The 26,359-nt window shown below is 53.7% G+C and carries 23 protein-coding genes; 9 read left to right on the forward strand and 14 right to left on the reverse strand.

What is annotated here, in order from left to right:
* Window positions 1-52: 52 nt before the first annotated feature.
* The 3 genes from KIB08_RS02195 to KIB08_RS02205 all read right to left on the reverse strand — a co-directional run bounded on the left by KIB08_RS02195 (window position 53) and on the right by KIB08_RS02205 (window position 4,649).
* Entirely contained in the window at window positions 53-1,636 is a 1,584-nt protein-coding gene (locus KIB08_RS02195) for an ABC transporter permease/substrate-binding protein (protein WP_303988999.1), read from the reverse strand.
* A gap of 305 nt (window positions 1,637-1,941) precedes the next feature.
* Window positions 1,942-3,519, reverse strand: coding sequence for an ABC transporter permease/substrate-binding protein (locus KIB08_RS02200; protein ID WP_303989002.1), 1,578 nt, complete (start codon window positions 3,517-3,519; stop codon window positions 1,942-1,944).
* Complete coding sequence (locus KIB08_RS02205; RefSeq protein WP_303989005.1) at window positions 3,516-4,649, reverse strand: betaine/proline/choline family ABC transporter ATP-binding protein; 1,134 nt, start codon at window positions 4,647-4,649, stop codon at window positions 3,516-3,518. The genes KIB08_RS02200 and KIB08_RS02205 overlap by 4 nt, the downstream gene beginning before the upstream one ends.
* A 318-nt stretch (window positions 4,650-4,967) precedes the next feature.
* On the opposite strand from KIB08_RS02205, the gene thiT reads away from it, so the two are divergent.
* A complete protein-coding gene (gene thiT, locus KIB08_RS02210) occupies window positions 4,968-5,489 on the forward strand; it encodes an energy-coupled thiamine transporter ThiT (RefSeq protein WP_303989008.1) in 522 nt (173 codons plus the stop codon).
* Window positions 5,490-5,688: 199 nt separating this feature from the next.
* Here thiT and dcuC read toward each other — a convergent pair whose 3' ends face one another.
* From dcuC to KIB08_RS02250, 8 genes are all read right to left on the reverse strand, one after another.
* Entirely contained in the window at window positions 5,689-7,071 is a 1,383-nt protein-coding gene (gene dcuC, locus KIB08_RS02215; protein ID WP_303989010.1) for a C4-dicarboxylate transporter DcuC, read from the reverse strand.
* A gap of 207 nt (window positions 7,072-7,278) precedes the next feature.
* Complete coding sequence (locus KIB08_RS02220; RefSeq protein WP_075939330.1) at window positions 7,279-7,623, reverse strand: ArsR/SmtB family transcription factor; 345 nt, start codon at window positions 7,621-7,623, stop codon at window positions 7,279-7,281.
* A gap of 344 nt (window positions 7,624-7,967) precedes the next feature.
* Window positions 7,968-9,227 (reverse strand): dicarboxylate/amino acid:cation symporter, encoded by a 1,260-nt coding sequence (locus tag KIB08_RS02225; protein ID WP_303989014.1) that lies wholly within the window; start codon window positions 9,225-9,227, stop codon window positions 7,968-7,970.
* Between the two features lie 495 nt (window positions 9,228-9,722).
* The gene (locus KIB08_RS02230) at window positions 9,723-11,009 is read right to left on the reverse strand and encodes an adenylosuccinate synthase (RefSeq protein ID WP_303989017.1); all 1,287 of its coding nucleotides are present in this window, start codon (window positions 11,007-11,009) and stop codon (window positions 9,723-9,725) included.
* Window positions 11,010-11,027: 18 nt separating this feature from the next.
* Window positions 11,028-12,320 carry an adenylosuccinate lyase gene (gene purB / locus KIB08_RS02235; protein ID WP_303989021.1) on the reverse strand — a complete coding sequence of 431 codons (1,293 nt, stop codon included), beginning with the start codon at window positions 12,318-12,320 and terminating at the stop codon, window positions 11,028-11,030.
* Window positions 12,313-13,716: an NAD(P)/FAD-dependent oxidoreductase gene (locus KIB08_RS02240; protein WP_303989024.1), complete on the reverse strand. Its 1,404-nt coding sequence runs from the start codon at window positions 13,714-13,716 to the stop codon at window positions 12,313-12,315. The genes purB and KIB08_RS02240 overlap by 8 nt, the downstream gene beginning before the upstream one ends.
* Window positions 13,717-13,949: 233 nt before the next feature.
* Window positions 13,950-14,639, reverse strand: a complete 690-nt coding sequence (locus tag KIB08_RS02245; RefSeq protein ID WP_303989026.1) for an LrgB family protein — start codon at window positions 14,637-14,639, stop codon at window positions 13,950-13,952.
* Entirely contained in the window at window positions 14,636-15,010 is a 375-nt protein-coding gene (locus KIB08_RS02250) for a CidA/LrgA family protein (protein ID WP_303989028.1), read from the reverse strand. Before KIB08_RS02250 ends, KIB08_RS02245 begins: the two co-directional genes overlap by 4 nt.
* Before the next feature lie 125 nt (window positions 15,011-15,135).
* On the opposite strand from KIB08_RS02250, the gene KIB08_RS02255 reads away from it, so the two are divergent.
* Window positions 15,136-16,056 (forward strand): LysR family transcriptional regulator, encoded by a 921-nt coding sequence (locus KIB08_RS02255; protein WP_303989032.1) that lies wholly within the window; start codon window positions 15,136-15,138, stop codon window positions 16,054-16,056.
* A gap of 175 nt (window positions 16,057-16,231) precedes the next feature.
* On the opposite strand, the gene KIB08_RS02260 is transcribed toward KIB08_RS02255, so the two are convergent.
* Together KIB08_RS02260 and KIB08_RS02265 are read right to left on the reverse strand one after the other, a co-directional pair.
* Entirely contained in the window at window positions 16,232-16,765 is a 534-nt protein-coding gene (locus tag KIB08_RS02260) for a methylated-DNA--[protein]-cysteine S-methyltransferase (RefSeq protein ID WP_303989035.1), read from the reverse strand.
* Window positions 16,766-16,834: 69 nt separating this feature from the next.
* Complete coding sequence (locus KIB08_RS02265) at window positions 16,835-17,422, reverse strand: 3'-5' exonuclease (RefSeq protein WP_303989038.1); 588 nt, start codon at window positions 17,420-17,422, stop codon at window positions 16,835-16,837.
* A 167-nt stretch (window positions 17,423-17,589) separates the two neighbouring features.
* On the opposite strand from KIB08_RS02265, the gene KIB08_RS02270 reads away from it, so the two are divergent.
* The 5 genes from KIB08_RS02270 (at window position 17,590) to KIB08_RS02290 (ending at window position 21,938) form a co-directional block, all read left to right on the forward strand.
* Entirely contained in the window at window positions 17,590-18,483 is an 894-nt protein-coding gene (locus KIB08_RS02270) for a DUF2156 domain-containing protein (protein WP_368487378.1), read from the forward strand.
* Complete coding sequence (locus tag KIB08_RS02275; RefSeq protein ID WP_303989040.1) at window positions 18,480-19,649, forward strand: GNAT family N-acetyltransferase; 1,170 nt, start codon at window positions 18,480-18,482, stop codon at window positions 19,647-19,649. Before KIB08_RS02270 ends, KIB08_RS02275 begins: the two co-directional genes overlap by 4 nt.
* 75 nt (window positions 19,650-19,724) lie before the next feature.
* Window positions 19,725-20,288, forward strand: coding sequence for a peptide-methionine (S)-S-oxide reductase MsrA (gene msrA, locus KIB08_RS02280; RefSeq protein ID WP_303989043.1), 564 nt, complete (start codon window positions 19,725-19,727; stop codon window positions 20,286-20,288).
* Between the two features lies 1 nt (window position 20,289).
* On the forward strand, window positions 20,290-21,285 hold the full coding sequence (locus KIB08_RS02285; protein ID WP_303989046.1) for a DUF1858 domain-containing protein: 996 nt from the start codon (window positions 20,290-20,292) through the stop codon (window positions 21,283-21,285).
* On the forward strand, window positions 21,285-21,938 hold the full coding sequence (locus tag KIB08_RS02290; protein WP_303989049.1) for a hypothetical protein: 654 nt from the start codon (window positions 21,285-21,287) through the stop codon (window positions 21,936-21,938). The genes KIB08_RS02285 and KIB08_RS02290 overlap by 1 nt, the downstream gene beginning before the upstream one ends.
* A gap of 39 nt (window positions 21,939-21,977) precedes the next feature.
* On the opposite strand, the gene lepB is transcribed toward KIB08_RS02290, so the two are convergent.
* Window positions 21,978-22,544 (reverse strand): signal peptidase I, encoded by a 567-nt coding sequence (gene lepB, locus KIB08_RS02295; RefSeq protein ID WP_303989053.1) that lies wholly within the window; start codon window positions 22,542-22,544, stop codon window positions 21,978-21,980.
* Between the two features lie 221 nt (window positions 22,545-22,765).
* Between lepB and KIB08_RS02300 the strand changes: the two genes are divergently transcribed.
* Both KIB08_RS02300 and KIB08_RS02305 read left to right on the forward strand, forming a co-directional pair.
* Window positions 22,766-24,226 (forward strand): amino acid permease, encoded by a 1,461-nt coding sequence (locus KIB08_RS02300; protein ID WP_303989056.1) that lies wholly within the window; start codon window positions 22,766-22,768, stop codon window positions 24,224-24,226.
* Between the two features lie 196 nt (window positions 24,227-24,422).
* Complete coding sequence (locus KIB08_RS02305) at window positions 24,423-25,913, forward strand: aldehyde dehydrogenase family protein (protein WP_303989059.1); 1,491 nt, start codon at window positions 24,423-24,425, stop codon at window positions 25,911-25,913.
* Window positions 25,914-26,359: the final 446 nt, after the last annotated feature.

The following is a 26,359-nucleotide window of genomic DNA, read 5'->3' on the forward strand; positions in this document are numbered from 1 at the left end:
TGACTGTCGTAACATATCATGAAAAAAAGACACCGTACGGTGTCTTTTTTATTTACTTTAATTTATGCAGCAGACCTTCACGCTTTAAAAATTCGCGCGCGACTTTCGTCGGATCCTGTTGCTCTTCATCGACCTTGTAGTTCAAATCCTGCGCGACTTGATTCGTGAGGTGCGAGCCCAATTCGTTCAAAACGGCAATGATTTCCGGATGTTTTTCCGCGGCGTCCGTACGCAATAGCGGGGTTGCGAAGTACGGCGGGAAGTAATGCCGATCATCAACGAGCGCGACCAAGTTGAATTTACGTACCAAGCCGTCGGTGGTATATGCGTCTACGACCTGCACGTCATCGTTGAGCAGAGCGATGTAACGCGACGAGCCGTCCAGTCCGGTGGTGTCTGCGAAATTCATGCCGTAGTAAGCGGTCAGACCGGGGAGTCCGTCTTTGCGATTGGTAAATTCGAATGTAGAGCCGACGACCAAATGCGGCGCCGCGGCGATCAAATCGCTCATTGTTTGCAAGCGGTATCGCTCGGCGGTGTCTTGCCGTACGGCGAGCGCGTACGTATTATCGAAACCGTATTGCGGGAGCATCATGATTCCCATGGTCGCGAGCTCATCGCGACTGCGGCGATATACTTCATCGACATCGGTCAGCGGCTCGTGGCGCAATATGGAAACATAGACGGTGCCGGTGTAATCCATGTAGAGATCGATGCTGCCCGTTTTCAACGCCTCATAGGCGACTTGCGTGCCGCCGAGATTCGTGTGGCGGGTGACGCGCAGATCGGTGCGGTCTTCGATCATATCCGCCATCAGATGCGCCATGATGACGCCTTCCGTGAAATCTTTCGAGCCGACGATAATATCGCTTTGCGACTCCGCGTAATTGCGCCAGGCGGCGTTTCCCGCGCCGATGATGAGAAGCGCCATGACGAGACCGATCAGCCATTTGGCGCGGCGGCGTTCTTTTCGAATTATCGAGCGCGTATGTTCCGGCGTAATCAGGGTGGCCATCGGCGTAACGAGCTCTTCCACGAGGCCGAGCAGGTAGTCCACGGCGAGCGCCAGCAAACAGGCGGGGATCGCGCCCGCGAGAATCATATTGTTATCGACGGTACGAATGCCGGCGAAGACGAGGTCACCCAAGCCGCCCGCGCCGATGAAGGCCGCTATTGTCATCAAACCGACCGCGGTGACGGCGCTGATACGGATGCCGGCCATGATGACGGGCAGCGCCAGCGGAAATTCCACTTTGCGCAGCACTTGCCAAGAGGAAAGGCCGATCCCGACGGCGACTTCTTTGGTTTCGGGAGAAATTTGCGTCAGCCCCGTGTACGTGTTTTTGATGATGGGCAAAAGGGAATAAATAATGACGACGAGGACCGCCGGCACGCGACCGATTCCGAAGAAGGGAATCGCGAAGCCCAGCAGCGCCATGCTCGGAATCGCTTGCATGATATTCGCCGTCTGCAATACCGGCGCTTGTAAAGGGCGACGTTTCACGATCAGAATGCCCAGCGGCACGCCGATCAAAATCGAAATGCTGACGGCGATCACGGTCAGCTCGATGTGTTCCCACAGGAGTTCCATGATATGCGGCCAAGCGGTGGCGATATAATTCAGAAAAGGATTCATTTCGGTATCTCCTTACCGTCTTTTTTTAAGTGTTGACGCGCGCTGATCCCCGCGGATGGGTCATCAGACAGAGTGTTTTCGGACGCGATCGCCATATTGTTCTCGCCGCGGCGGTGGATTTTAGTTTTCCGAGCGGGCATGCGCGAAAACACGGCGTTTACGTTGAACACAGTATAGCACGCTATTTACGAAAAAAACGGAACGCGCATAATTTTACCCTTTGAAAAGTTATTTTCTCGACAATGATATGAATTTTTTGTTTTCACGCAATAAAAAAGCTCCCGCGGGAGCTTTTTTATTGACGTTTACTTTTTCAATAAGTTTTGCGAAGCGAGGAACTCATGAGCCACTTTTTCCGGATCCTGACGTTCTTCGTCCACTTTATAATTCAATTCGCGCATGACTTCATCCGTCAGGAGCGGCGCGAGTTCATTCAGCGCGTCCACCACTTCCGGATGCTCTTCGGCGACTTCCGTACGCAGCAGCGGCGTCGCGTAGTACGGCGGGAAGTAATGCCGATCGTCTTCCAGCACTTTCAAATTGAATTTCTTCAAAAGGCCGTCGGTCATAAAGGCGTCGATCGCCTGGACTTCATCATTGTTAATGGCGATGTAACGCGAGGAGCTGTCAATGCCGAGCGCATTGGCGAACTGCAGACCATACATTTGCGTCATGCCGTCCAAACCGTCGGGACGGTTTTTGAATTCAAACGTCGTGCCGACATTCATATTCGGTGCGACGGCGCGCAGATCGCTGATCGTTTCCAGGTTGTGTGCGGCCGCGAAATCGGGGCGTACCGCGAGCGCGTAAGTGTTATTGAAGGCGTATTGCGGCAGCATGGTGATGGAAAGCGGCGCCAGTCCCGCTTTACCTTCTTCGTATACCCGCTGCATGTCGCTGATCGGTTCGTTTTTCAAAAGCGAAACGTAGACCGTGCCCGTGTAATCGAGATAAAGGTCGATTTCCTTGCTCTTGAGCGCTTCAAACGCGACGTTGGTGCCGCCCAAGTTGATGCGTCGCTCCACGTTCAGGCCCGTATGGTCTTCGATGATTTCCGCCATCATGTGACCCATCAGGATGTTTTCGGTGAAGTCTTTCGTTCCGACGACCACATCCGCTTTCGGCGCAAACGCTTGTCGGATACCGGCATAGCCGCCGCCGAGCACGAGTAAAATCGCCAGCGACGCGATCAGAATTTTGGAGCGACGGTGGCGGCCGATCACCGCTTTACGATCCGTTGTCGGCGAAAGCTGGGTGGCGATCGGCGTGACGAGTTGTTCGACCAGACCTAAGATATAGTCGACAGCCAGCGCCAAAATACAGGCGGGAATCGCGCCCGCGAGAATCATATTGTTATCGACGGTGCGAATGCCGGCGAAGACGAGATCACCCAAGCCGCCCGCGCCGATGAAGGCCGCCATCGTCATCAGGCCGACCGCGGTGACCGAACTGATGCGCACGCCCGCCATGATGACCGGCAAGGCCTGCGGCAATTCAACTTTGCGCAATACCTGCCAGCGCGAAAGACCGATGCCGATCGCCGCTTCACGCATCTGTGGACTGATTTGCGAAATGCCCGTATACGTGTTTTTAATAATCGGCAGCAGCGAGTATAAAATAACGACGATAATCGCCGGCAGACGACCGATCCCGAAAAACGGAATCGCGAAGCCCAACAGCGCCATGCTCGGTATCGCCTGCATGATGTTCGCCGATTGCAACACCGGCGACTGCAGGTTGCGCCGGTACGAGATCAAAATTCCGAGCGGCACGCCGACGAGGACCGAGATCGCGACCGCGATGGCGGTTAATTCGATATGCTCCCACAAAAGAGAAAGAATGTAGGACCAATTGGAGGTGAGATAGGAAGTAAAACCGCTCATGCCTGCACCTCCCCATCTTCGATATACTGCTGGGAAAGCGTCGTGACAAGACTCGACTGCGTAATCAGACCGAGCAGTGAATGTTTTTCGTCGACGACCGGAATATAATAGAGGTCGTGCGCGTTGATTTTCGTCAAGGTGTCGACCAGAGTATCCGATGGCGCGACAGTTTCCACATGCGTTTCCATCACGTCGGCGACCGGTGTTTGCAGATCATCCAAGGCGCGCAACTTCTGCGCGAAGACCGAGCCCAGCAGCTCGCGCGTGCGCAAATCGATAACCAAAAGGCCATTGACGTGCGCCCGACGCATGCGCTCCAGCGCGCGGAACGCGGTCAGATCCGGCCCGCAGGTATGCGCGCTGGTCACCATGATGTCTTCCGCGCGGATCAGTTCCGGCGAATTCCAGATTCTGTTTTTGCCGATGAAATCGGCGACGAACTGATTGGCCGGATTTTTCAAAATATTTTCCGGTGTGTCATACTGCGCGATCACGCCTTTGTCGATAATGCAAATGCGATCGCCCAAACGGATCGCTTCGTCCATATCATGCGTGACGAATACGATCGTTTTATGCAATTTGTTTTGCAACGAGCTGACTTCGTCCTGCAGCGTCGTGCGCGTGAGCGGATCCAACGCGGAAAACGGCTCGTCCATTAAAATTATATTCGGATCGCAGGCGAAGGCGCGGGCGACGCCGATGCGTTGTTGCTGACCGCCGGACAGTTCCGACGGATACCGCTGCAGAAAATGTTCCGCGTCTAAGCCCACCATATCCAACAGGTGCGCCGTACGGTCTTTGATCTGCTCGACCGGCATTTTCAGCGCGCGCGGAATGACTTCGATGTTTTCGGCAATCGTCATATGCGGGAACAGTCCCGTTTGCTGAATGACGTAGCCGATGTTGCGCCGCAACGCGAGTACATCTTTTTTCGCGATATTTTCGCCGTCAATACGAATTTCTCCCGATGACGGCTGAATGAGCCGGTTGATCATTTTCAACAGCGTCGTCTTACCGCTGCCGGATTCACCGATCAGGCAAACCGTTTCCCCCGCGGGAATGGTGAGAGTGACATCGCGTAATACTTCGGTTCCTTTGTAACGTTTCGTAATATGGTCAAATTCAATCAATACGACCACTTCCTTTCGTAGCTGACAATCATCAAATAAGTATGTAAACCGGTCCGAAGTATGCATAAATACATACAAAGTGTAATAATATTATAACATTTTTTGAGAATTCATGCGAATTGGCGTCACGTCAGGGGCTTGCGGCGCACGTTTTTTGACAAGCGCGGGTCCGCTCGGTATACTGATTCTAATGGTGCGGGGGAACTGCGTACGCGGTTGAGAGGACGAGGTCCGACCCTTTGAACCTGTAGGTTAAGACCTGCGTAGGGAGCACACCCGTCGGAGCGGCGGGCGTTGCCGCGAAGAAGGGAGAGAAACATGAAATTATCGACACGTGTAGTAACGGAAAGCGGTCTTTGCATCGCGTTGAGTTTGCTCTTGGGGATGATCGTCTTTTGGCGCATGCCGCAAGGCGGATCGATTCACGCGGCGCATATGGTACCGCTTTTATTATTGGCGCTGCGGCGCGGATCGAAAGTCGGCATGCTGGGCGGATTGACGTACGGGTTGTTGCATTTTCTGTTGGGGGCGAAGTATTCGCTGCATCCGCTGAGCATTATTTTGGATTACCTGCTTGCTTACGCCGCGCTTGGTCTAGCGGGCTACGCGAAAGAGCATAATCGCGTCAGCGCGTTGGTTTGGTCGGCGCTCGCGATGTTCGGTCGTTATGTGATGAGCGTGCTGTCCGGCGCGATCGTGTTCGGATCGTATGCGCCGGCGGGCATGAACCCATGGTGGTACTCGATCACGTATAACGCGACGGTGATTCCTCCGGACGCGATCATCAATTTAGTAGTGCTGGCGTTAATTTACGCGCCGATCATGCGCCTTCGCCGCTGACAGAAATAAAAAATACGCGCTTAAGCGCGTATTTTTTTATGGCGTGATAAACTTTAGCGGCGAGTAGGAAGCAGAGTAAAATGGCCACTTTATTTGCGTTTTGAACTTGAGCAAGCCGGTGGGAAAGTGATGCGCATCGGTTCCCGAGAGAACGTACTACGTTCAATAAAAAAGCACCACTACTGCGGTGCTTTTAGTTTTAGAACAACAAGAAGTTCGCGAGCACGAGTGTGATACAAGAACCGATCATCGGGATTGCGGTACGTTTGACAAGATCGAACGACGAAATGTTCGCCATGCCGCTGACGACGATGATAACGGCCGTAATCGGCGAAATCGCGCGAGCGGAACTAGCGATGAAGTGCATCGGTAAGATCATCGTTACCGCGGCGATACCGCTCTTGGCGGCGATATCCGGAACGAGGTTGGCGAACGCGAAGAACGGAGCGTTGCCCGAACCCATAACGACGGCGCACACGCCGATGATGATGATCATGACGAGCGAAAGCGCGATCGCGCCGAAACCACTGCTTTGCGTGCCGGAGATCAGCGCGTCGATCGTGCCGCTGACCATGAGACCGCGGGCGAATGTTTCACCGGCGACGATCAACGTGACGACGTTGGCCATCTGACGCCCCATGCCGTCAAAGAAAATCTGCAGCTCTTCGGCCACTTGCTTGCCGTTGCGGCTGCGGATATACTGCGCCAGCATGCCGATGGCGGTACCGATGAGCATCGCCTTGATGATGTCCATTTTAATGTCGGGGATCATCAATGGGCTGAAGACTAAAATCAAAGCCAAAGGAACGATCGGCAACAACGCGTAAATAAGCGGCGGATGCGCATTGTCCAAGTTGACGTTATCGGTCGACACTTCGACATCGTCTTTACGCATCGGTTGGACTACGTGGCCGTCGCGTTTATCCATGTGTTTTTGGGTAAAATAATGCAAGATCGCGACGACGGGGAAGATGCAGAGCGCTACTGGCACCTGGTAATCATGCCAGTATATTACCGGATCGATACCGGAGAGTTCCGCCGCCAAAATCGTACCGGTGTCACTCGGGCTCCAGTCGAGGCAAAGCGTGGTCGCGATCGCGGCCGCAGCCGAAAGGCGGCTGACGCCGAGCGCTACCAGGATCGGGAACATCGTTACCATCAAGAGCATCGCCAAGCCCGACGCGCTGTTAATAGCCAGACCTAATACCATACCGAGCGCCCAGCAGGCGGACAAAACGAGGTACGGCGATTTTAAGCGCAAGAGCGGCTGGATCGTCAAGTTGACGAGCGCGCGGCTCGCGCCGATGTGATCCATGTAGCGGGCGAAACCGGCGACGGCCATAATGTTCAAGCCGAGTTTACCGGCGCGCGAGGAAAGCACCGAACGAATAAATTCAAAGAGATCGAAAAGCAAAGAACCGGTGCTGCCTTTGCCGCCCGGGAAGATTTCCCCGTACCCTGCAATGACGGACACGAGCATCAGGAACATGCCGCCGATGAATAAAATGGTCTGCGGTTTATAGCGCTTCACAATGAAGTAGGCCACCCAGACGGTTACCAAAAGTGCCAATACAATATTCACAACATCACCCCTCACAACCCTTACTAAGCTTATATTCACAAAGCTTATATATTGGCATTATTATAGCATGATAAAGAATACAAACGGCTATAAATTTTTGGGGATAAGGATGCATTTCTTGCTGTTTACGCATATGAATTTGCAATAACGCGCTACGCTTTTGAATATTCGCCAAATACGCACAAAAAAACCGCCGTGCGGCGGTTTTTATTCGAAATCACAAACTTGCGCGTCCTCTTTGCAATACTTAATCTGCTGGCATATACATTTGTCTTTTTCGCGGAAAAGTTGCGGCAAGAAGCGCAACAATTCTTCAAAACGCTCTTCATTGATTGAATAGCGAGTCCATAAACCTTCGCGACGGGATTTGACAATCCTCGCTTCGACAAGAATTTTCATGTGGTAACTCAGTGTCGACTGCGAGAGCGAAAAACTCTGCAGAATATCGCAGGCGGAGAGTTCGGAACAGGAAAGCATATCGACAATGCGCAGACGCGTTTCGTCGCTCAATGCTTTGAAAATATCGGCGTAGGTTTTGTAAGTGAGCTCCATGTCAAATTTCCTTTCTGTATCGGTCGCGGGGATGATCTGCAGCGACGCGTTCCGAGCATGCGTGCGCAAGTCGGCGCAACCGATGCGGCAGATCTTTCCGGCGCTTGCGATTCACTTCACGGGTTTCGGTCCGAAGCGTTTACGGGAGCGCATTGCCTTTGTTCGGCGCGTCACCGATAAAAATCGCAAATTCCAATCGCATGATTTTATATTGAAAATATTCTTTATACTACTTTACCCGATTTTGACGATGTTGTCAAAATCTTCGATATAGTGTTGAAAGGATTTATTTTTGCGAAATCAAAAGGAGAGCCCGCGGGCTCTCCTTTGAAAAAGGGGCCTATTTATAATGCGACAGCTTCTTCATTGACGCTCGTTTTACTTTCCGTTTTTTCCTGCGCGATATTTTTGCCTTCCCATTGATTGACAATGGCGGCGCAGGTCATATCGCCCGTGACGTTCAAACAGGTGCGGATCATGTCCAAAATGCGATCGACGCCGGCGACAAGCGCGATGCCTTCCAACGGCAAACCGGTGGTTTGCAAGACCAGCATGAGCATGATCATGCCGGCGCCCGGAACACCCGCGGTACCGATGGAAGCGAGCGTGGCCGTCAGAATAATCATTAATTGGTGAGCGATATCGAGGTTGATGCCGTAAACCTGCGCGATGAAGATCGCGCAAACGCCCTGATAAATCGCCGTGCCGTCCATGTTGATGGTCGCGCCCAAGGGCAATACGAAGCTGGTAATGGATTTATCGATGTTCAAGTTTTCTTCACAGCATTGCATGGACACCGGTAATGTGCCCGAGGAACTCGAAGTCGTAAAGGCCACCGCCATGGCCGGGAAAATGGCGCGGAAAAATGTCAGCGGGCTCAGTTTGCCCAGCATTCGCACCAAACCGCCGTAAATAACGGCCACATGAATGAGACTCGCCAACGCCGCCACGCCGATCAATTTCATCAACGGTAACAGGACCGCCGCACCGCTTGCCGCGACAACCGGCACGATCAGACCGAACACGCCGATCGGCGCGAGTCGCATGATCCACGCGGTGACTTTGTACATGACTTCGGCGAGGCCGGTGAAGAAACGCTCCACGACCTGCGCTTTTTGGCCGACGGCGAGGATGCCGCAACCGAAGAGCAGCGCGAAGAAGATAATCTGCAGCATATTGCCTTCCGCGAGCGCTTTGATCGGATTCGTCGGAATAATGCCGAGCAATACCGACGCGATCGAAGGCGCTTCCTTCACTTTCACGCTGAGTTCGCCGGCCGGCAGCACGAAGCCTGCGCCGACGCTCAGCACATTGGCGAGCACCAGGCCGAGCGTGACGGCGAAACCTGTCGTCAGCATGTAAAAACCAAATGCTTTGCCGCCGATCGCGCCGAGTCGTTTAATGTCACCCAAACCGCACACGCCGACGATCAAAGAGGCGAATACGAGCGGAACAATAATCAACTTAATACAGTTCAGGAATAATGTTCCGAGCGGTTTAATCCAAGCGGTCGCGATGGCGGGACTACCCTGCAACATGAGACCGACGATAACCCCCAAAATGAGCGCGATGAAAATGCGCACCGATAAACCTAAGTTTTTCATGTCCTTCTCCCCTTTTCTATCATTTCTTACAAGTATCATTATAGAAAGCGGAGGAATGAATAACAATAGCATATACTGAAAAATACTGTATACATAATTTTGAACGGGTCGAACAATTTCAAATAATATTCAGAAAATATTTTGCTGATAAATGAGCTTTCGCTTGTGTTTAGGGGATTTCATAAAAAATAAATCGGAACGAAACGGAGATAAATGCTCTCAATCATTCGCGCTTTGTATACAATATACTTTCTTGCGCGCGAAAAAAATGCTTGCGCGTACGAAATAAAGAGTCCGTTTGACGATGCGCGTGACGGGGATACGCGAAAGAAATTGTTTTCGGATCTGTCAATGCGGTGTCGGAGCGGATAGGAACGATTACGCGGTGTATTTTTCGTCGAGGAATGACTGTTTTTATAACGCATAATGATGCGCAGGTTTGTTGAGCGTACAAACGGGCACAAAAAAAGAACGCGCGAGCGCGTTCTTTTTTGCTTACAATACGTTGACGAGGTCAATCGTCTGTTCACGATCCGGACCGACGGAAATGATGCCGAGTTTTACGCCGGTGAGTTCGGAAATTTTTTCCAGATATTTTTTGCAGTTTTCCGGCAAGTCTTCGTACTTGCGCACGCCGGTGATATCTTCCTGCCAGCCGGGCATTTCCTCATAGACCGGCTCGAGCGTTTCGAGGCGGTTGAGGTCGGCGGGATACTGCGCGACTTCGTTACCGTTCGAATCGCGGTACGCTTTACCGATTTTGATCGTTTCGAGTTCGTCGAGGATATCCAAACGCGTGATCGCGAGGTAGTCCAAGCTGTTCAGCATCGCGGCGTAGCGCACGCCGACCGCGTCGAGCCAGCCGCAGCGACGGGGACGACCGGTGACGGTGCCGTATTCATGCGCGCGTTCGCGTAAATGGTCGCCGGTGGCGTCGGTGAGTTCGGTCGGGAAGGGACCCGCGCCGACGCGCGTGCTGTACGCTTTCACCACGCCGAAAATATTTTCCATGCGGTGCGGACCGATGCCGGCGCCGATGCAAGCGCCGCCCGCGATCGGGTGCGAGCTCGTGACGAAGGGATAGGTGCCGTGGTCGAGATCGAGCATGGTCGCCTGCGCGCCTTCAAAGAGCACGCTTTTGCCTTCGCCGATGTAATCATGCACGCTGTAGTTCGTGTCGCGCACGTAGGGGCGCAAACGGTCGGCATATCCGCAATATTCTTCAAACATCGTATCGAAATCAAATTCTTCGACATGGTAGAAATCGCGGAACAGGCGGTTTTTCGATGCCAAATTCCAACGTAATTTTTCCGCGAACACATCGCGATCCATAAGATCGGCAATGCGGATGCCGATGCGGTTGACTTTATCGGCGTAGCAGGGGCCGATACCGTTTTTTGTCGTGCCGATTTTCTTCTCGCCTTTGAGCTGTTCTTCCGCTTCGTCAATGCGATTGTGGTACGGGAAAACCACGTGGGCGCGATCGGAAATTTCGAGCGCGGAAACGTCGATTCCCTTGGCAATAATCGAATCGAGTTCGGCAATCAGACCTTTCGGGTCGATGACGACGCCGGTGCCGATGACGCATGCTTTGCCCGGGTACATAATGCCGCTCGGCAGCAGGCGCAACGCGAACGCCTGGCCGTCGACGACGACCGTGTGGCCGGCGTTGTTGCCGCCTTGCGAACGTACGACGACATCGGCGCGAGCCGCCAAGTAGTCGACGATTTTACCTTTTCCTTCGTCACCCCATTGGGTGCCGATGACCATTGCTGTAGTCATTAGGTTACATCCTTTCTCTTATAAGCCGAAGCGTGCGAAGACCTCGTCCACGTGCGTCAGCATGGCGTGCGGATCGAAACGGGCGCGAATTTCATCTTCATTTAAATAGCGACGGATATCTTCATCTTTCAACAGATTTTCGAGGAAATCTTCCCCTTCCAGCCAACGTTTCATCGCGTTGCGCTGTACCCAGCGGTACGCGTCGTCGCGCATCGCGCCTTTGTCGACAAGCGCCAAAAGCACGCGTTGGCTGTAGATGAGACCGCCGGTTTTGTTCAGGTTGGCGCGCATGGTATCCGGATAGACGAGCAGTTTATCGACGACGCGCGTGAAAATCTGCAGCATGTAATCCAAGGTGATCGTCGCGTCGGCCAAGATGACGCGTTCGACCGAGGAGTGCGAGATATCGCGTTCATGCCACAGCGCCACGTCTTCGAGCGCCGGAATGCTGTAACCGCGCATGACGCGCGCGAGACCGCTGACGCGTTCGCAGGTAATCGGGTTACGTTTGTGCGGCATGGCCGACGAACCTTTTTGTTTCGGCGAGAAATATTCTTCCGCTTCACGAATATCCGTGCGTTGCAGGTTACGGATTTCGGTGGCGAATTTATCCAGGGAGCTGGCGATGACGGCGAGCGTCGTGATGTAGGCCGCGTGGCGATCACGCTGCAGCACCTGCGTCGAAATCTTAGACGGCGTGAGGCCCAATTTTTCGCAAACGTATTTTTCTACGAAGGGATCGACGTTAGCGTAGGTTCCGACCGCGCCGGAAATTTTACCGACGGCGATTTCTTCGCGCGCCGTACGCAGACGACGCAGATTGCGTTCCGTCTCATCGTACCAAAGGAGCAATTTCAGACCGAATGTGGTCGGTTCCGCGTGAATGCCGTGCGTCCGGCCGACCATTTCCGTATATTTGAATTCGACGGCGCGGCGGCGCAATACTTCGTGGAATGCTTCCAGGTCTTTGATTAAAAGATCGGTCGCGTCGCAGAGCATTGAGCAGAGCGCGGTGTCCTTGACATCCGTCGAGGTGAGACCCATGTGGATGTATTTCGAATCTTCGCCGACAAATTCGCCGACGGCGGTTAAAAAGGAAATAATGTCATGGTTGATTTCCGCTTCGATTTCATGAATGCGTTCCACTTTGAAATCCGCTTTTTCACGAATCGTTTTCACGGCTTCTTTCGGAATGACGCCTAACTCCGCCTGCGCTTCACAAGCGTAAATTTCGACATCGAGCATGCGGCGGAATTCGTGTTCTTCCGTCCAAATTTTACCCATTTCGGGTTTCGTATAACGTTCAATCATGCGAATGGCCTCCTTTGGCTTCGGTTTCCCGACGGCGGATCTCGCGACCCACGATGACGCCGGCGACAGATGCCTGAATCAGACCGCGGGTGATACCGGCTCCGTCACCGGCGGCGAAAAAGTTGGGAATAGTCGTTTCCAATTGATCGGATAATTGCAGACGCGAGGAGTAAAATTTCGCTTCCACGCCGTATAACAGCGTGTGTCGCGAATTTGCTCCGGGCGCGACGGCATCCAGTGCTTCAAACATTTCCATAATATCGACCAGATGACGATACGGCAGTACCAGCGAGAGATCGCCGGGCGTCGCCGACGGCATCGTCGGATGGACCAGACCGCGGCGGATCCGTTCGGGCGTCGAACGACGTCCGTCACGTAGATCGCCGAGGCGCTGCACGATCGGGCCGTCGCCCAAAAGATTGGCGAGACGAGCGATCGATTTACCGTACGCGATCGGCTCTTTGAACGGCTGCGTGAAACGCTTCGAAACGAGCAGCGCGAAGTTCGTGTTGGGACTCTTTTTGTGCGCGTAACTGTGTCCGTTCACCGTTAACAGGCCGCCGTTGTTTTCCGTGACGACAAAGCCGTTCGGATTCATGCAGAAGGTGCGCACCTGATCGTCAAATGAGCGCGAGAAGTAAAGGAACTTCGACTCGTAAACGATATCGGTAATGTGTTGGAAGATTTCCGCGGGCGTTTCGACGCGTACGCCGATATCGACGGCGTTGCTCGAAAGTTCGAGACCGTAATGCTTGGCCTGCGTCACGAACCATTCCGAACCTTCGCGCCCCGGCGCGGCGACGAGGTACTTGGCGCCGATATATTCATCGCCGACTTTGACGCCTTGCACGCGTCCGCCTTCGAACACGAGTTCGGTCACTTCCGTATCGCAACGGATATCGACCTTACCCGCGAGCGCTTCGCGCATGTTCTTCAGGATTTCGACGTTGACATCCGTGCCGAGATGGCGAATGCGCGCCGGGATCAGCGCGAGATCGGCGGCGGCCGCGCGCCGTTTCAGCTGCGCGATCGCTTCCGCGTGCTCATCGCCGTAGACTTTGCGATCCGCCCCGCCGTATTGACTGTATACGGCATCGACATGGTCGCTCTCTTTTTGCAGGGCGGCCTTGCTCATGAAGTCATCCAAGTTGCCGCCGTATTCCGTCGTCAGCGTCAACTTGCCGTCGGAAAACGCGCCGGCGCCGCCCCAGCCGCAAACGATATTGCGGCGGCGTTCTTCGAGCGGCGTCGCGCGATCCGCGTTTTGCGACGCGCGCGTGGCGATGTCATGCCCTTTTTCCAGAATTAAGACTTTTTGTCCGGTATCGGCCAGTTCCAGCGCCGTGAAAATTCCGGCGGGTCCGGCGCCGATAATGACCACGTCGTAATCGGCCAAGGAAATCTTCCTTTCTTACTCATAAAAACAGCTCAAAAAAGTGCGGGGACTTTTTTGAGCTCTCTGTTATTTCCCTTTCACATAATACCAGTAGGAAGGTAGACTGTCAATAAATATCGAACAATTTACAAAAGAAATATAAAATCGTTCACAATTCGTTAAGCGGTTTGTATTTCTCAGATAAAATAGGATGTGCTTGCGGAAATAAAAAACCGGCTTGCGCCGGTTAAAATTTAAAATATATGCAAGAGTAAGGGAACGAGAAAAGGCGCGATGAGGGCGGTGATGACACCCATGAAAATCATCGCCACCGACGCCATGACGCCGGCCTTTTCATTTTCTTCGTACGCGCGCGCCGTGCCCGTGCCGTGCGCCGTAAAGCCGAAGAGCAGACCTTTCAGTAAGGGATTATGAATATTCAAAAACCGAATGATCGCAACTGTCATTAACATGCCGATCACACCCGTTAAAATGACGAACACCGCCGTGATCGTTTCATTGCCGCCGAGCATCACCGAGACGTTCATCGCCAACGGCGTTGTGATGGAACGCGGCGCGAGACTCAGCACGTAGCTTTCATCCACGCCGAAGAGATGCACGATGCCCATCGTCGTCGTGATCGCGGTGATGGCCGCGACGATGCCGACAATCGAAAGCTCCGCCAGATATTTTCGGATTAAGTTTTGTTGCCGGTAAAGCGGTACGGCGAATGCCACCGTCGCCGGTCCCAACAGCCACTGCAGAATCGAACCGCCGCCGCGGTATTCCTCATACGGCACGCCCGCAAAAAGCAGCAACGCGACAATCGCGATCGGACATAAGACGAGCGGCATGAACCAAAGCGAACCCGTGCGCAGGTACAACGCCTTGAACAGGTAGTACGCCGCCAGCGTCCCGCATAGGGAAAGTACAATCGCTATCATAACCGTTTCCATCCTTTACGTCGCGCGCGCATCACCAGCACCGTGCAGAGCGAAATGATCCACAGCACGATCAGAATGCTGATCGCCACCGCGCTGATCAATTTCGAGCCGAGCACACCGAACAAATCGGTATACTGCATGATGCCGACGGCCGGTGGAATAAAAAACAGCAGCAGATCGCGAATTAAAAGATCCGCGCCGTCTTCCACCCATTCCAGGCGCACGATTTTGCATTGGAGCGCGATGAACAGCAGCGCCATGCCCAAGAGCGCGCCGGGTACCGGCATGCCGATCGTGCGTACGATTCGTTCACTCAAATAAAAAATGCCGCTCAAAAGGACGATTTGCCAAGCGGCCCTAAACCACCACATAAAATTCTCCTAAAATGGTAAATATATAGTAAAATAAGAACAATGAGGCGCAAAGGCCTGTTAAGTCCAAAGAAAATAACAGATTTATTCTACTCTCTTCATCGGTAAAAGTAAAGGGGAAGCTCATGGAGTTGTTGCATTTACAATACTTCAGCGAAGTCGCACACTGGAAATCTTTCACGCGCGCCTCGCAAAGTCTGCACATCAGTCAGCCGTCGATTTCCAAAGCTATCCGCGCGTTGGAAGAGCGTTGGGGCGTGCAACTTTTTCATCGCCAGGGTAAGACGATCGCGCTGACCGATGCGGGCGAAGTCATCCTGCCGAAAGTGGAAGAATTTCTCGACCAATACTATCGGCTGGAGGCGGATATCGTCTCGCCGGAGTTGCGCCGTCAGGGAAAAATCGTCCTCGGCGTCGCGCCGATGGTCGGCACGATTTATCTGCCGGAACTGCTGCGCGATTTTTCCGCCGCGTATCCGTATCTCGCCATCGAACTCGTCGAACGTCCGACGGCGGTCGTGGAAGAACTGCTGGAAAGCGGTGCGGTGCATTGCGGTTTTTGCATCGTTCCGACGATTAACGGCGATCATGAGACGCTGTTTTTGCCGCGCGAAGAAGTACATGCGTTTTTGCACAAAGACCATCCGCTCGCGTCCAAAGAGGCGCTTACCATTGAGGATCTCGCCACGACCAAACTCAGTACGTTTACGAATGAAACCACTTTGTATCGTAATCTTATTCGTAATTTTCAGGCGCGTGAAATGCGGCCGCAAATCGCCATTCAGGCCTATGAATGGAGTTTGCTCGCGGCCTTTGCCGATGCGAATGTCGGCGTCACCTTACTGCCTGAACCGCTCGGGCGATTCGTGCCGCAACTGTATCCGAATCTCGTCGATCGACCGCTCGTCGACACCGACCTTGCCTGGCGCGCCGCGCTCGTTTGGCAGGATAAGCGTTACGCCGGCACCGTCGTCGAACTCTTCGTCGAATATTTCCGCATGTATCAGGGACTCGACACCGTCGCTTCCGCCGCGCATAAAAAATAATTCGCGAGGCATAGATAATTCGCGAAATCATGACCGTATCGCGGAGAAAAACAGTCCTTGCGATTTGGGAAAACGAAAAGCCACGGTAAAAAGCCGTGGCTTTTATTGTATTAGCATATAAAGAAATACTAGAACCAAAAGCAAAAAAGCACTTTCCGATATCGGAAAATGCTTTTCATATGCGCACGCCTTCATGGCGCAGTAAAAATAATTTCGTTTGTACGCCTTCGCTGTCATGGTAGCCGCCGGGCCCGTTTTGCGCGACGACGCGGTGGCAGGGGATGAAGAGCGGCAGGGGATTGCGGCCGCAGGCGTTAGCGACGGCGCGAGCGGCGCCGGGACGACCGAGCGCTTGCGCGACGCGACCGTAGGTGACGGTTTCGCCGTAAGGAATTTCCTGCAGCAAGCGCCAGACCGCCCGATCAAATTCGGTGCCGGCAAGGTCAAAGGGCACGATGAAATGTTGGCGCGTACCGGCGAGGTATTCGTCGATTTGCAAGAGCGCGGTGTCGAGCCAGTTGGTCGCCTGCTCGATGCCGAAACCGCAACCGGCGATATCAAATTGTTCGGCGGGAGCTTCCCAATGCGCGCGCGCGGCGAGCGCCGCGGCCGGCGTGAAAGCGATCAAACCGTTTTCGGACGCGCTGAGTGTGGCGTGCCCTTGACCGTACGACCAGGTGTACCGCGCGAGCGGCGTCGGTGTGGGCATAAAAACTCCTTATCAAAAAATGCGATTTACGTAAATACATCAAAACTGTCTTTGCGTATGCGCAGAAGGTCAGAATAGCGCGCCTTGCGACCAGCCGGCTTCGCCTAAGAAAGCGTGCGGGCCGAGACCGAGTTCTCGGAACATGGCGAAGGCGTCAGTATGCTTTGTTTCTCGCAACGCGTGACGGACGATTTCACCGCAGATCAGTGCGTCTTCATCGGCGCGGTGATGATGAAATGTCAGACCGAGGAAGTCACCGACGCGATTTAGCGCGTACGACGGCAGATCGGGCCACACGCGCCGCGCGAGCGTGACGGTGTCGCCGTATTGAAAAGAGGGCAGCGTCAGTCCGTAGTAGGAAAGTGACGCGCGCAAAACTTCCGTGTCGAATTTAGCATTGTGCGCGACGCAGAAGGTGCCGTCAAAATACGGCGCGAAGTCCTCCCAAACGGCGGCTAACGTCGGCAGGTCCGCGACATCGGCGGGACGAATCTGATGGATGCGGATATTGTCATCGTCAAATTTCATTTCCGGCGGCGGAAATAAATGCGCGACAGTTTCTTGCGCGCCGTCTTCGGTGAAACGCACGACAGCGAGCGAGCAGGCGCTGGCGGGCGACTGCGTCGCTGTTTCAAAATCAAAAGCGATAAATTCCATAACGACTCCTTTGTAATGAGGTCATTATACCATGACGCGGTCGCAGGTGACACGTCCTTGGAGCTGTGCTAAAATAGTAAATAGAAAAAAATCGATAATACTGAGGAGACTACGAACAGGAGTGAATCATCATTAATTTTCAACCGTTTGCCATCGAAGATAAACCGATTTTAGATCGATTTTTCCGTGAACATCATTATGAACAATCGGAATGCGCCTTCGGTACCCTTTTCATTTGGCAAGACGCGTTTCGCCTAGCCTGGGCGGTCGAAGACGACGTTCTGTTTATTCGCGCGGGTCGGTACGGTCACGAGTTTTTATTACCGCCGTTCGCGGGCGAAAACAATTCTTTTGTGGGGGGACTGCGCAAAGCCGAAGACTGGTTTGCGGAACAACATTTACCGTTTCTTTTGAAAGGTGTTTCACCGTGGGTCGTGGAACGGATGCGAGAGCTGTGTCCGAACTGCTACCGCTATGAACGCGACCGCGATAATTTTGAATACATTTATAAGACAAGCGATTTAATTAACCTGCCGGGCAAGTCGTTGCGGCAAAAGAAAAATCACGTGAACGCGTTTCGGCGGGATTATGTGGGCTACGAGTATGTGAATCTCGGACCGGAGCACAAAGAAGAATGCTTGGCGGTGGCCGATGAATGGCTGGACGAACACCAGACGACGGAAGATATGGCGGCGGAACGGGTCGGCATCGAACGGGTGTTTGACAACTGGGAAGCGCTCGGCGTGAAGGGCGGCGCGATTCGGATTTACGGCAAGATCATCGCGTTTTCGATCGGTGAATATATTCACCCGAAGTTGGCGGTTATTCACTTTGAAAAAGCGAATCCGAATGTGCGCGGCAGTTTCCAAATCATCAATCAGGAATTCGTCAGCCACGCCTGGGCGGATACCGAATTCATCAACCGCGAGGAAGATATGGGGATCGATGGTTTGCGGCAGGCGAAAGAAAGCTACCATCCGGATCATTTCGCGGAAAAATATGACGTGTATTTGGCCGACGGCGTTTGTGAAAAGCCGTTGGCGCGGGAGCTCGGTGAATGATACGTACGGCGCAAGAGCGTGACCGCGCGGCGGTAGAGGCGCTCTGGGATTACCACTTTGAAAAACGCGAGGAACCGTTTTTTCCATTTTATTTTCGGGAATGCTACCGTCCTGAGGAAACGCTTTTATACACCACGGAAACGGGGCTTGCAGCGGCGTTGCATTTGCGGCGCTACACGCTTTCGATTCGCGGCGCGTCCGTGCCGGTGACATATATCGTGGGACTGGCGACGCATCCGGCGGCGCGCGGGCGCGGCTATGCCGGTGCGCTTTTGCGGGCGGCGCTGGAAGAAGGCAATCGTCTCGGACGCTACGCCAATATTTTGATGCCGTCGGCGGCGGGTTTTTATATCCCGCGCGGCTGGTCGCTGTATTGCCACCAGTGGCGGCGGCGGAGCGCGTTTGAGTCGCGCGCGCAGGCGTACGCGTTACCGACGGGCGATATTCATTACGAATGGTTGGCGGGGGAAAGTTCCGTGCAACCGCTTGTCGATTTATATCGGGCGGCGATGGCGGGCGTTTCCGGCTGCGCCGAGAGGGATACGGAATCGTTTGCGCGACTGGTGCGCGGCCAGCTGGCGGAAGGATACGCGGTAGTCGCGTATGAAGGAGCGCAACCGCTCGGTTATGTATTTTTCTCGCGCCAAGACGAAACATTGCTGGTCGGAGAATGGATCGCGCCGACCGCGGCGGGCGATCGCGCGTTGTATCAATTCATTCGTCAACAGGCGGGCGAGTTCAAAGACTGGGTGCGTTTCGCCCCGCTGGATGACGCTTCCTATCTGGAGTGGCCGGACGGCGCGGAACATATTTACACGCAAAATGAAACGTTTCCGTTCATGATGATTCGCATCGCGGATGTGGCCAAGTTTTGGTCGCAAATTCCGGCGGCGACCGCCGGCGCGCTGAATGTCGCGGTCACATTGCCGGAGGGCGCGACGGAAACGGTTCGCGTAACAGCGGCGAACGGTCGCAGTCGCGTCGAGCCGACGCAAGACGCGGCGGATGTGACGACGGATATCGGCACGCTCGGCGTCATGCTCATCGGACGGCTGACGGCCGGCGCCTTGGCGCGCGCGGGGCGTTTGACGGGGGATGCGCAAGCGATCGCGTTGCTGGATCGATTGTATCCGGCGCAGCGCGTGTATATTAATGAGTGGTATTGAGCGGCCGACGGTATGCCGTCGACGATCTTTTGTCGCCGCGGCATTTTAGCCGAACGCAAGGACAAGGAGGACGCAATGCGGGAAATTTACTTGGCGGGAGGATGCTTCTGGGGACTGGAAGAAGTGTTTTCACGGTTGCCCGGAGTGATCGCGACGGAAGTCGGCTACGCCAACAGCAAGCAGGCGGCGCCGAGCTATGAAGATGTATGCACGGATGCAACCGGCGCGGCCGAAACGGTCAAGGTAACGTATGATCCGCAAAAGATCGCGTTGACGGACATTCTTGGCGTTTTCTTCACTGTCATTGATCCGTACAGTAAAAATCGTCAGGGCAATGACATAGGCAGTCAATATCGGACCGGCGTGTACTATACCGATCCCGCCGATGAGTCAATGCTGGAGCAATATTTTAACCGCTTGCGGCAACGCGGCCAAGAGAGCCCGATGACGATTCATGAAACAACGGCGGCTCGCGGCGGTAAAAAAATACAGACGGAGTTATTGCCGTTGGAAAATTTTTATACCGCGGAAGAGGAGCATCAAAACTATTTAAAGAAACATCCGCAGGGCTACTGCCATATTAATCTGGCGGCGCTCGAACGCGCCGGCGTGATTACTGCGGCCGAAACGAAGGAGTGACGTGGAGTTGAGCAATATGACCTATGCGCTGGCGGTTCATTTCGCTACCAAAGGCGACGGACGCAAGGCGTTTTTGAAGACGGCGGAAGACGCGGCGAAAATGTATCAGGCGAGCATCATTCTGCAGCCGAACGGCGATGTGACGCTGGCGGGGATCGCCGCCGATGAAGTCGCGCCGCTATTGATCGCGACGGGCATGTCGCCGTACGCGGAGTGGCCGCGAGATGTCGTCACCTGCGATATCGAGACGCCGTTGCCGTTGCGCGCGGTCGGTATGGAAGACGGTTGGGAAGTATTTCTCGGCGATAATGTCTTTGTCGGTTTCGTGAGCATGCCCGATGATGCGGTGCGGATTTTGGAACGCGCGGGCGCTTTTTACACGAACCAGGAAAAGTTTGAAACGCTGCCGCATTTTGTGGAACGCATCGGGCTGGACGCGTTTCGTCGTGAAGTGCTCGGCGTCGAACCGCTGACGGACGCTTCGGCCTTGCCGCCGGAATACACGTCGGGGGGCGATTTTTACAATCTCGCATATGATCCCGCGCCACCGACCGACTGGGATGAACGCCCGGCGGCGCGGACGCTGCATCACGGCGATTTCGTGCGCCCGGATGACAATTTGATGCAAATTCTGACGGTGTATCCGGAGATGGGTCCGCTGTTTATGGAATACGGCATGCATTGCATCGGCTGCGTCATTTCCTACGATGAAAGTCTGTGGGAAGCGTGCCAGGTGCACGGCCTCGATATTTTTGAAATCATGGGCGAAATGAATGAATACCTGGCCGACAAACTCGGCAAGGAACTGATCACGGGGGAGACGCCGCTGCAGGAGTTATTCACCATGTATCCGCAGACGGTGAGCGTACTGCAGGAATACGGCATTTCGTTGCCCGATGAAATGTCCACGACCTTGGGCGCGCTCGCGGCGGAGCAGTCTGTCAGCGAAGTCGATCTTTTGGCGCAAATTCATCGTAAATTGCGCAAGGAGGTCTGATGGAAACCAATCGAGCAGCGCTTATTTACGCGCAGGCGGCCGCGAGCGACGGCCGCTTTCTGCGTTTGCACGCGGCGGCGCGCCGCGTTTTCGGGCAGGAGGCGGATCGGCGGTACGCGGAGGCCGTTTTACAATACGGCAAACCGCAGACGCCGGACTACCGTTTGGAAGATCTGTTGCCCGCTGATACGGACGATCTGACGCCATTGGCGACAGTGGTGCGCACGGCGCTCACGCGCGAGGCGGCATATATCGCGGCGCTCTATGATTTCGAGGTGGCGCCGGCATCGGAACTGACCGCCGGTATTTGGACGCGCGACGGCCAGCGGCAAGGGATGGAAGCGCGACGTTCGGCGCTGTCGGTCGACACGGCACTAGAAGCGGCGCAGACGTTGACGCAAAGTCTGTGGGGGCTCCCGACGTGGCCGCAGGAAGTCAACGTATTGGCGGCGAGTGACGAGCTTTTCGCCTGGGAAATGCCGTTGCCGTTTTTGCAGGATATTTGGCGGGACATCGAACTCGCGCAGGAAGAATGGTTGACGCTTTGGGCGCTGTGGTTGCGCGCGTACGTACACGCGCTCACGCCCGCGTGTCATTTTGTCGCGGACGAGACGACGTCGCCGCAACGTTTCATCATCACGAAAGTAAAATAAGACAATAAAAAACACTCCGTGCGGAGTGTTTTTTATTGCTTAAAATTCGTACACCACATTACCTAAAATATGACCAATCGGTACGGGGCCGATGTAGCGGCTGTCGCTGGAGTGGTTGCGGTTGTCGCCCATGACGAACACGGTGCCCTCGGGAACGATAAACTCACCGTCTAAGTTAAATTTCATCGGTTCGTTGATGTACGGTTCGTTCAGCGCGCGGCCGTTGCGGTAAACATGCCCGTCGCGGAAACCGAGACGATCACCCGGATGAGCGATGACGCGTTTGACCCAAATGTAATTCGCCGCGTACGAGGAATCCACAAGCGACATGTAGTTGTACGCAGGCTCCGCGAAATCATCACCCCAATCGCGCGGCCGTTGCGTGCGGCTGTCGATGATGACGATTTGCCCGTAGTCGGGCAGCTCCCGCAGCACGTGGCTGATTTTGGAAACTAATAAATACTGACCGTTATGCAGCGTCGGCACCATCGATTCGCCGGCGACGCGGGTCGGCACAAAAATAAAAATATGAATCAGCATGGCCAACGCCAATGCCACAATGATGGAATAAATCCAATCCCATACTTCTTTCCAAAAATGATTCATAAGTCCTCCTCACAGTTTCATTCATTTATTTATTGTAGCAATTGACCCCAAAACTGGCAAGAATAAAAGCGCGAACACGGAAATTTATCAGGTTACACTAATCATTCATAAAACGCAAATAGTATACAACATATGTTCATTTCGTATACACGGTATTTTTGAAGATTTTTTGTGATAGTATAGAAAACGTAATGTTTTTAGCAAAAGAAAGAGGAGAATAAATGGAGCTGTTTCGCAAAAAGTCGCTGGGAATGTTTCAACATAATTTAGCGCAGAGTTCGCTGAAAAAAGGATTGAACGCGATCGACATCACCTTGCTGGGTCTAGGTATCATTATCGGCACGGGCATCTTCGTGCTGACGGGTGTGGTCGCAGCAGACTACGCCGGTCCGGGCATCATGCTTTCCTTTATTTTGGCGGGGATCACCTGCGCGTTCGTCGCGCTCGCCTATTCGGAACTGGCAGCGGCCTTGCCGGTGGCGGGTTCGGGGTACACGTACACATACAGCACGCTCGGTGAAATCGTCGCGTGGCTCGTCGGCTGGGGTTTGATTTTGGAATATTCCGTCGGTTCGGCGACAGTCGCCGTCGGATGGAGCGCGTACCTGTCCGGTTTGTTGAAATCGACCGGTTTCCATTTACCGCAGGCGCTTACGGCGGGACCGATGGAGGGCGGACTGATCAATTTGCCGGCGATGCTCATTGTCGGGATCATCACCTTGCTTTTGATTCGCGGCACAAAAGAATCCGCGCGCGTCAATAAAATTCTCGTCTTCATCAAAGTCGCGGCGATTTTTATTTTCCTTTTCCTCGCGGCGCCGAGTGTGGAGCCCGCCAACTGGGTACCGGTGTTGCCTTTCGGCTGGCACGGCGTCTCGGCGGGCACGGCGGTTATTTTCTTCTCGTACATCGGTTTTGACTGCATCGCTACCGCGGCGGAAGAAACGAACAATCCGAATCGCGACATGCCGATCGGCATCATCGCGTCGCTCTTGATCTGCACCTTGCTTTACATCGCGGTCAGCGCCGTCTTGACCGGTGTCGTTCCTTACAGTGATTTGAATAACGCGGAACCGGTCGCCTACGTCTTGCGCCATCTCGGCTACTCGTTCGGCTCGGCGCTGGTCGGTACCGGCGCGCTTTGCGGCCTTTCGACCGTTATTTTAGTCTTTCTCTTTGCGCAAAGCCGTGTTTTCTTTGCCATGAGCCGTGACGGACTGTTGCCGAAATCGTTCTCCAAAGTAAACGCCAAAACCGGCACGCCGGTGGAAGTCACGTTGATCGTCGGCACGCTCGTTGCCATCATGGCGGGTCTTACCCCGATTCATGTCATCGCGGAAATGACGAGCGCGGGCACGCTCTTTGCGTTTATTTGCTCGTTGCTCGGCGTCATGATCTTGCGGAAACGGCATCCGGAACTGCCGCGCCCGTTCCGCTGTCCGGCGCTTTACCCGATGGCCACATTGGGCATCGTTTTCTGCGGCTACATTTTCAGCAATCTTTCCGTGCATACCTTCATGCTGTTTGGCGGCTGGCTTTTCGCGGGACTTTTGATTTATTTATTCTACGGTCATAAGCACAGCGTGCTCTCCGTCGGCAGTGAAGCGCATCGGCGCTACCGCGCGCAAGTGGAAGCGTCCGAAACATTTGGCGCCGGCACGACCGCCGCGTCCGAATCATAAACTCGCTTTCCCCTACATACGAAACGCCCCTCGCGCAGAGGGGCGTTTTTACATGGCGGATGATGAAAAAATGCGGAAGCAAATAGTTTTTAGCATATCGAAACGCTTGAATATTAAAAATGAACGTGGTATAATCATTTTATCTCATATAGATAAAATTCGAAATACAGGTAAGCATGCAGAGAGGATGGTATTGATGAAAGCAAAGTTGCAAAAGAAATACGATCTTTATATTGGTGGTGAATGGGTCGCGGCCGGCGATCAAGAACTGATTGCCGTGCACAGTCCGATTGACGGTAAAGAATTGGCGCACATCGCGGAAGCCACCGAAGCGGATGTGGAAAAAGCGGTAGTGGCGGCGCAGGAAGCGTTTGAAAACTGGAAAAAAACCACGCCGCAGGAACGTCAGCAGGTACTGACGGCGATCGCGGATCTGATCGATGCCAATAAAGAACATTTGGCAACGGTGGAAACGCTTGACAACGGTAAACCGATCCGTGAAACGATGGCGGCGGATGTTCCGTTCGCGGCGGATCATTTCCGTTACTTCGGCGGTCTGCTGCGCGGTCGGGAAGGCGCGGCGACTATGCTTGACGAAAATACGCTCAGCCTTATTCTTCGCGAACCGATCGGCGTCGTCGGTCAGATCATTCCGTGGAACTTCCCGTTCCTGATGGCGGCGTGGAAATTGGCGCCGGCGTTGGCGGCGGGCTGCACCGTTGTTTTGAAACCGTCGAGCCACACCTCGCTTTCCATCTTGGAATTGGCGCGCTTGATTGATGAAGCGGGCATTTTGCCGAAAGGTGTTCTGAACATTATCACCGGCAGCGGCTCCAAAGCGGGCGAATACATGCTGCAAAATAAAGGTTTCAATAAATTGGCGTTTACCGGTTCGACCGCTGTCGGTCAGGGCGTATATGAAGCGGCCTGCTCGCACATGATTCCGGCCACCTTGGAACTCGGCGGCAAATCGGCCAACATTTTCTTCGAGGATATGGACTGGGACATCGCTATGGACGGTGCGCAGCTCGGCATCCTCTTCAACCAGGGTCAGGTCTGCTGTGCGGGTTCGCGTATTTTCGTTCAGGAATCGATTTACGATGAATTCGTGGAACGTCTGGCGAAACTCTTCAAGAAAGTGAAAGTCGGCAATCCGCTCGATGCGGATACCCAGATGGGCGCTTTGATTTATGAAGATCAACTCAAGAAAGTGCTCAAATATGTGGAAATCGGTAAAGAAGAAGGCGCGCGTCTTGTGACCGGCGGTAAACGTATCACCAAAGACGGCCTCGACAAAGGTTTCTTCATCGAACCGACGATCTTTGCCGATGTGACCAACGATATGAAGATCGCGCAGGAAGAAATCTTCGGACCGGTCGTTGCGGTACAGAAATTTAAAGATGAAGAAGAAGTCATCCGCTTGGCCAACGACAGCATTTACGGCCTCGGCGGCGGCGTCTTCACCACCAATATCAACAAAGCCATCCGTGTGGCGCGCGGCATTGAAACCGGCCGCATGTGGGTCAATACCTACAACCAGATTCCGGCCGGCGCTCCGTTCGGCGGCTACAAACAGTCCGGTATCGGTCGTGAAACCCATGCCATGATCTTGGATCACTACACTCAGGTGAAGAGCATCTTGATCAACATCAACGAAGAACCGAGCGGCATGTACCAAACGAAATAATTCGTGCACATACCCGCACAGTAAAAGGAGCGCCGCGGCGCTCCTTTTTTGCTGCTTGGCAACAACTTGTAAACGGTTACGATTACGCATATAAGGATATATAAATAAAGAAGCATACGAACGCGACATTATGTCGCAAAAAAATGGAAAACAATTGGCAAGACCATTTTCCTATGCTACAATAAATCTCGCTTGCGTATCACGAACCCAATGTAGACGCTGTGTCAACGAGCGGATAAAAAATGGTCAGAAACGAAAATAAATTCTTGACAGTCGAAGTTGGAACGTGATACTATAAGTGAAGTCGCATGAAGCGACGCGGTTCTTTGAAAACTGAACAATGCAGTGAATTAACGCCAATGTGCGGGTCTGATATACAGACCCGAGTCAATTACAAAAAGTCCTTGGCAACAAGGCAACAAATGAGCAATCAAACTATCATGGAG

It is taken from the genome of Negativicoccus succinicivorans (assembly GCF_018372215.1).
Classification (GTDB): domain Bacteria; phylum Bacillota; class Negativicutes; order Veillonellales; family Negativicoccaceae; genus Negativicoccus.

What these genes read in the sequence shown, in the direction of transcription:
- KIB08_RS02225 (WP_303989014.1), bottom strand. Translation starts at nt 9,227, where the DNA reads ATGAAAAACTTAGGTTTATCGGTGCGCATTTTCATCGCGCTCATTTTG.
- thiT (WP_303989008.1), top strand. Translation starts at nt 4,968, where the DNA reads ATGAAATTATCGACACGTGTAGTAACGGAAAGCGGTCTTTGCATCGCG.
- KIB08_RS02260 (WP_303989035.1), bottom strand. Translation starts at nt 16,765, where the DNA reads ATGCCCACACCGACGCCGCTCGCGCGGTACACCTGGTCGTACGGTCAA.
- msrA (WP_303989043.1), top strand. Translation starts at nt 19,725, where the DNA reads ATGCGGGAAATTTACTTGGCGGGAGGATGCTTCTGGGGACTGGAAGAA.
- KIB08_RS02245 (WP_303989026.1), bottom strand. Translation starts at nt 14,639, where the DNA reads ATGATAGCGATTGTACTTTCCCTATGCGGGACGCTGGCGGCGTACTAC.
- KIB08_RS02305 (WP_303989059.1), top strand. Translation starts at nt 24,423, where the DNA reads ATGAAAGCAAAGTTGCAAAAGAAATACGATCTTTATATTGGTGGTGAA.
- KIB08_RS02255 (WP_303989032.1), top strand. Translation starts at nt 15,136, where the DNA reads ATGGAGTTGTTGCATTTACAATACTTCAGCGAAGTCGCACACTGGAAA.
- KIB08_RS02195 (WP_303988999.1), bottom strand. Translation starts at nt 1,636, where the DNA reads ATGAATCCTTTTCTGAATTATATCGCCACCGCTTGGCCGCATATCATG.
- lepB (WP_303989053.1), bottom strand. Translation starts at nt 22,544, where the DNA reads ATGAATCATTTTTGGAAAGAAGTATGGGATTGGATTTATTCCATCATT.
- KIB08_RS02230 (WP_303989017.1), bottom strand. Translation starts at nt 11,009, where the DNA reads ATGACTACAGCAATGGTCATCGGCACCCAATGGGGTGACGAAGGAAAA.
- KIB08_RS02275 (WP_303989040.1), top strand. Translation starts at nt 18,480, where the DNA reads ATGATACGTACGGCGCAAGAGCGTGACCGCGCGGCGGTAGAGGCGCTC.
- purB (WP_303989021.1), bottom strand. Translation starts at nt 12,320, where the DNA reads ATGATTGAACGTTATACGAAACCCGAAATGGGTAAAATTTGGACGGAA.
- KIB08_RS02290 (WP_303989049.1), top strand. Translation starts at nt 21,285, where the DNA reads ATGGAAACCAATCGAGCAGCGCTTATTTACGCGCAGGCGGCCGCGAGC.
- KIB08_RS02200 (WP_303989002.1), bottom strand. Translation starts at nt 3,519, where the DNA reads ATGAGCGGTTTTACTTCCTATCTCACCTCCAATTGGTCCTACATTCTT.
- KIB08_RS02250 (WP_303989028.1), bottom strand. Translation starts at nt 15,010, where the DNA reads ATGTGGTGGTTTAGGGCCGCTTGGCAAATCGTCCTTTTGAGCGGCATT.
- KIB08_RS02220 (WP_075939330.1), bottom strand. Translation starts at nt 7,623, where the DNA reads ATGGAGCTCACTTACAAAACCTACGCCGATATTTTCAAAGCATTGAGC.
- KIB08_RS02300 (WP_303989056.1), top strand. Translation starts at nt 22,766, where the DNA reads ATGGAGCTGTTTCGCAAAAAGTCGCTGGGAATGTTTCAACATAATTTA.
- KIB08_RS02265 (WP_303989038.1), bottom strand. Translation starts at nt 17,422, where the DNA reads ATGGAATTTATCGCTTTTGATTTTGAAACAGCGACGCAGTCGCCCGCC.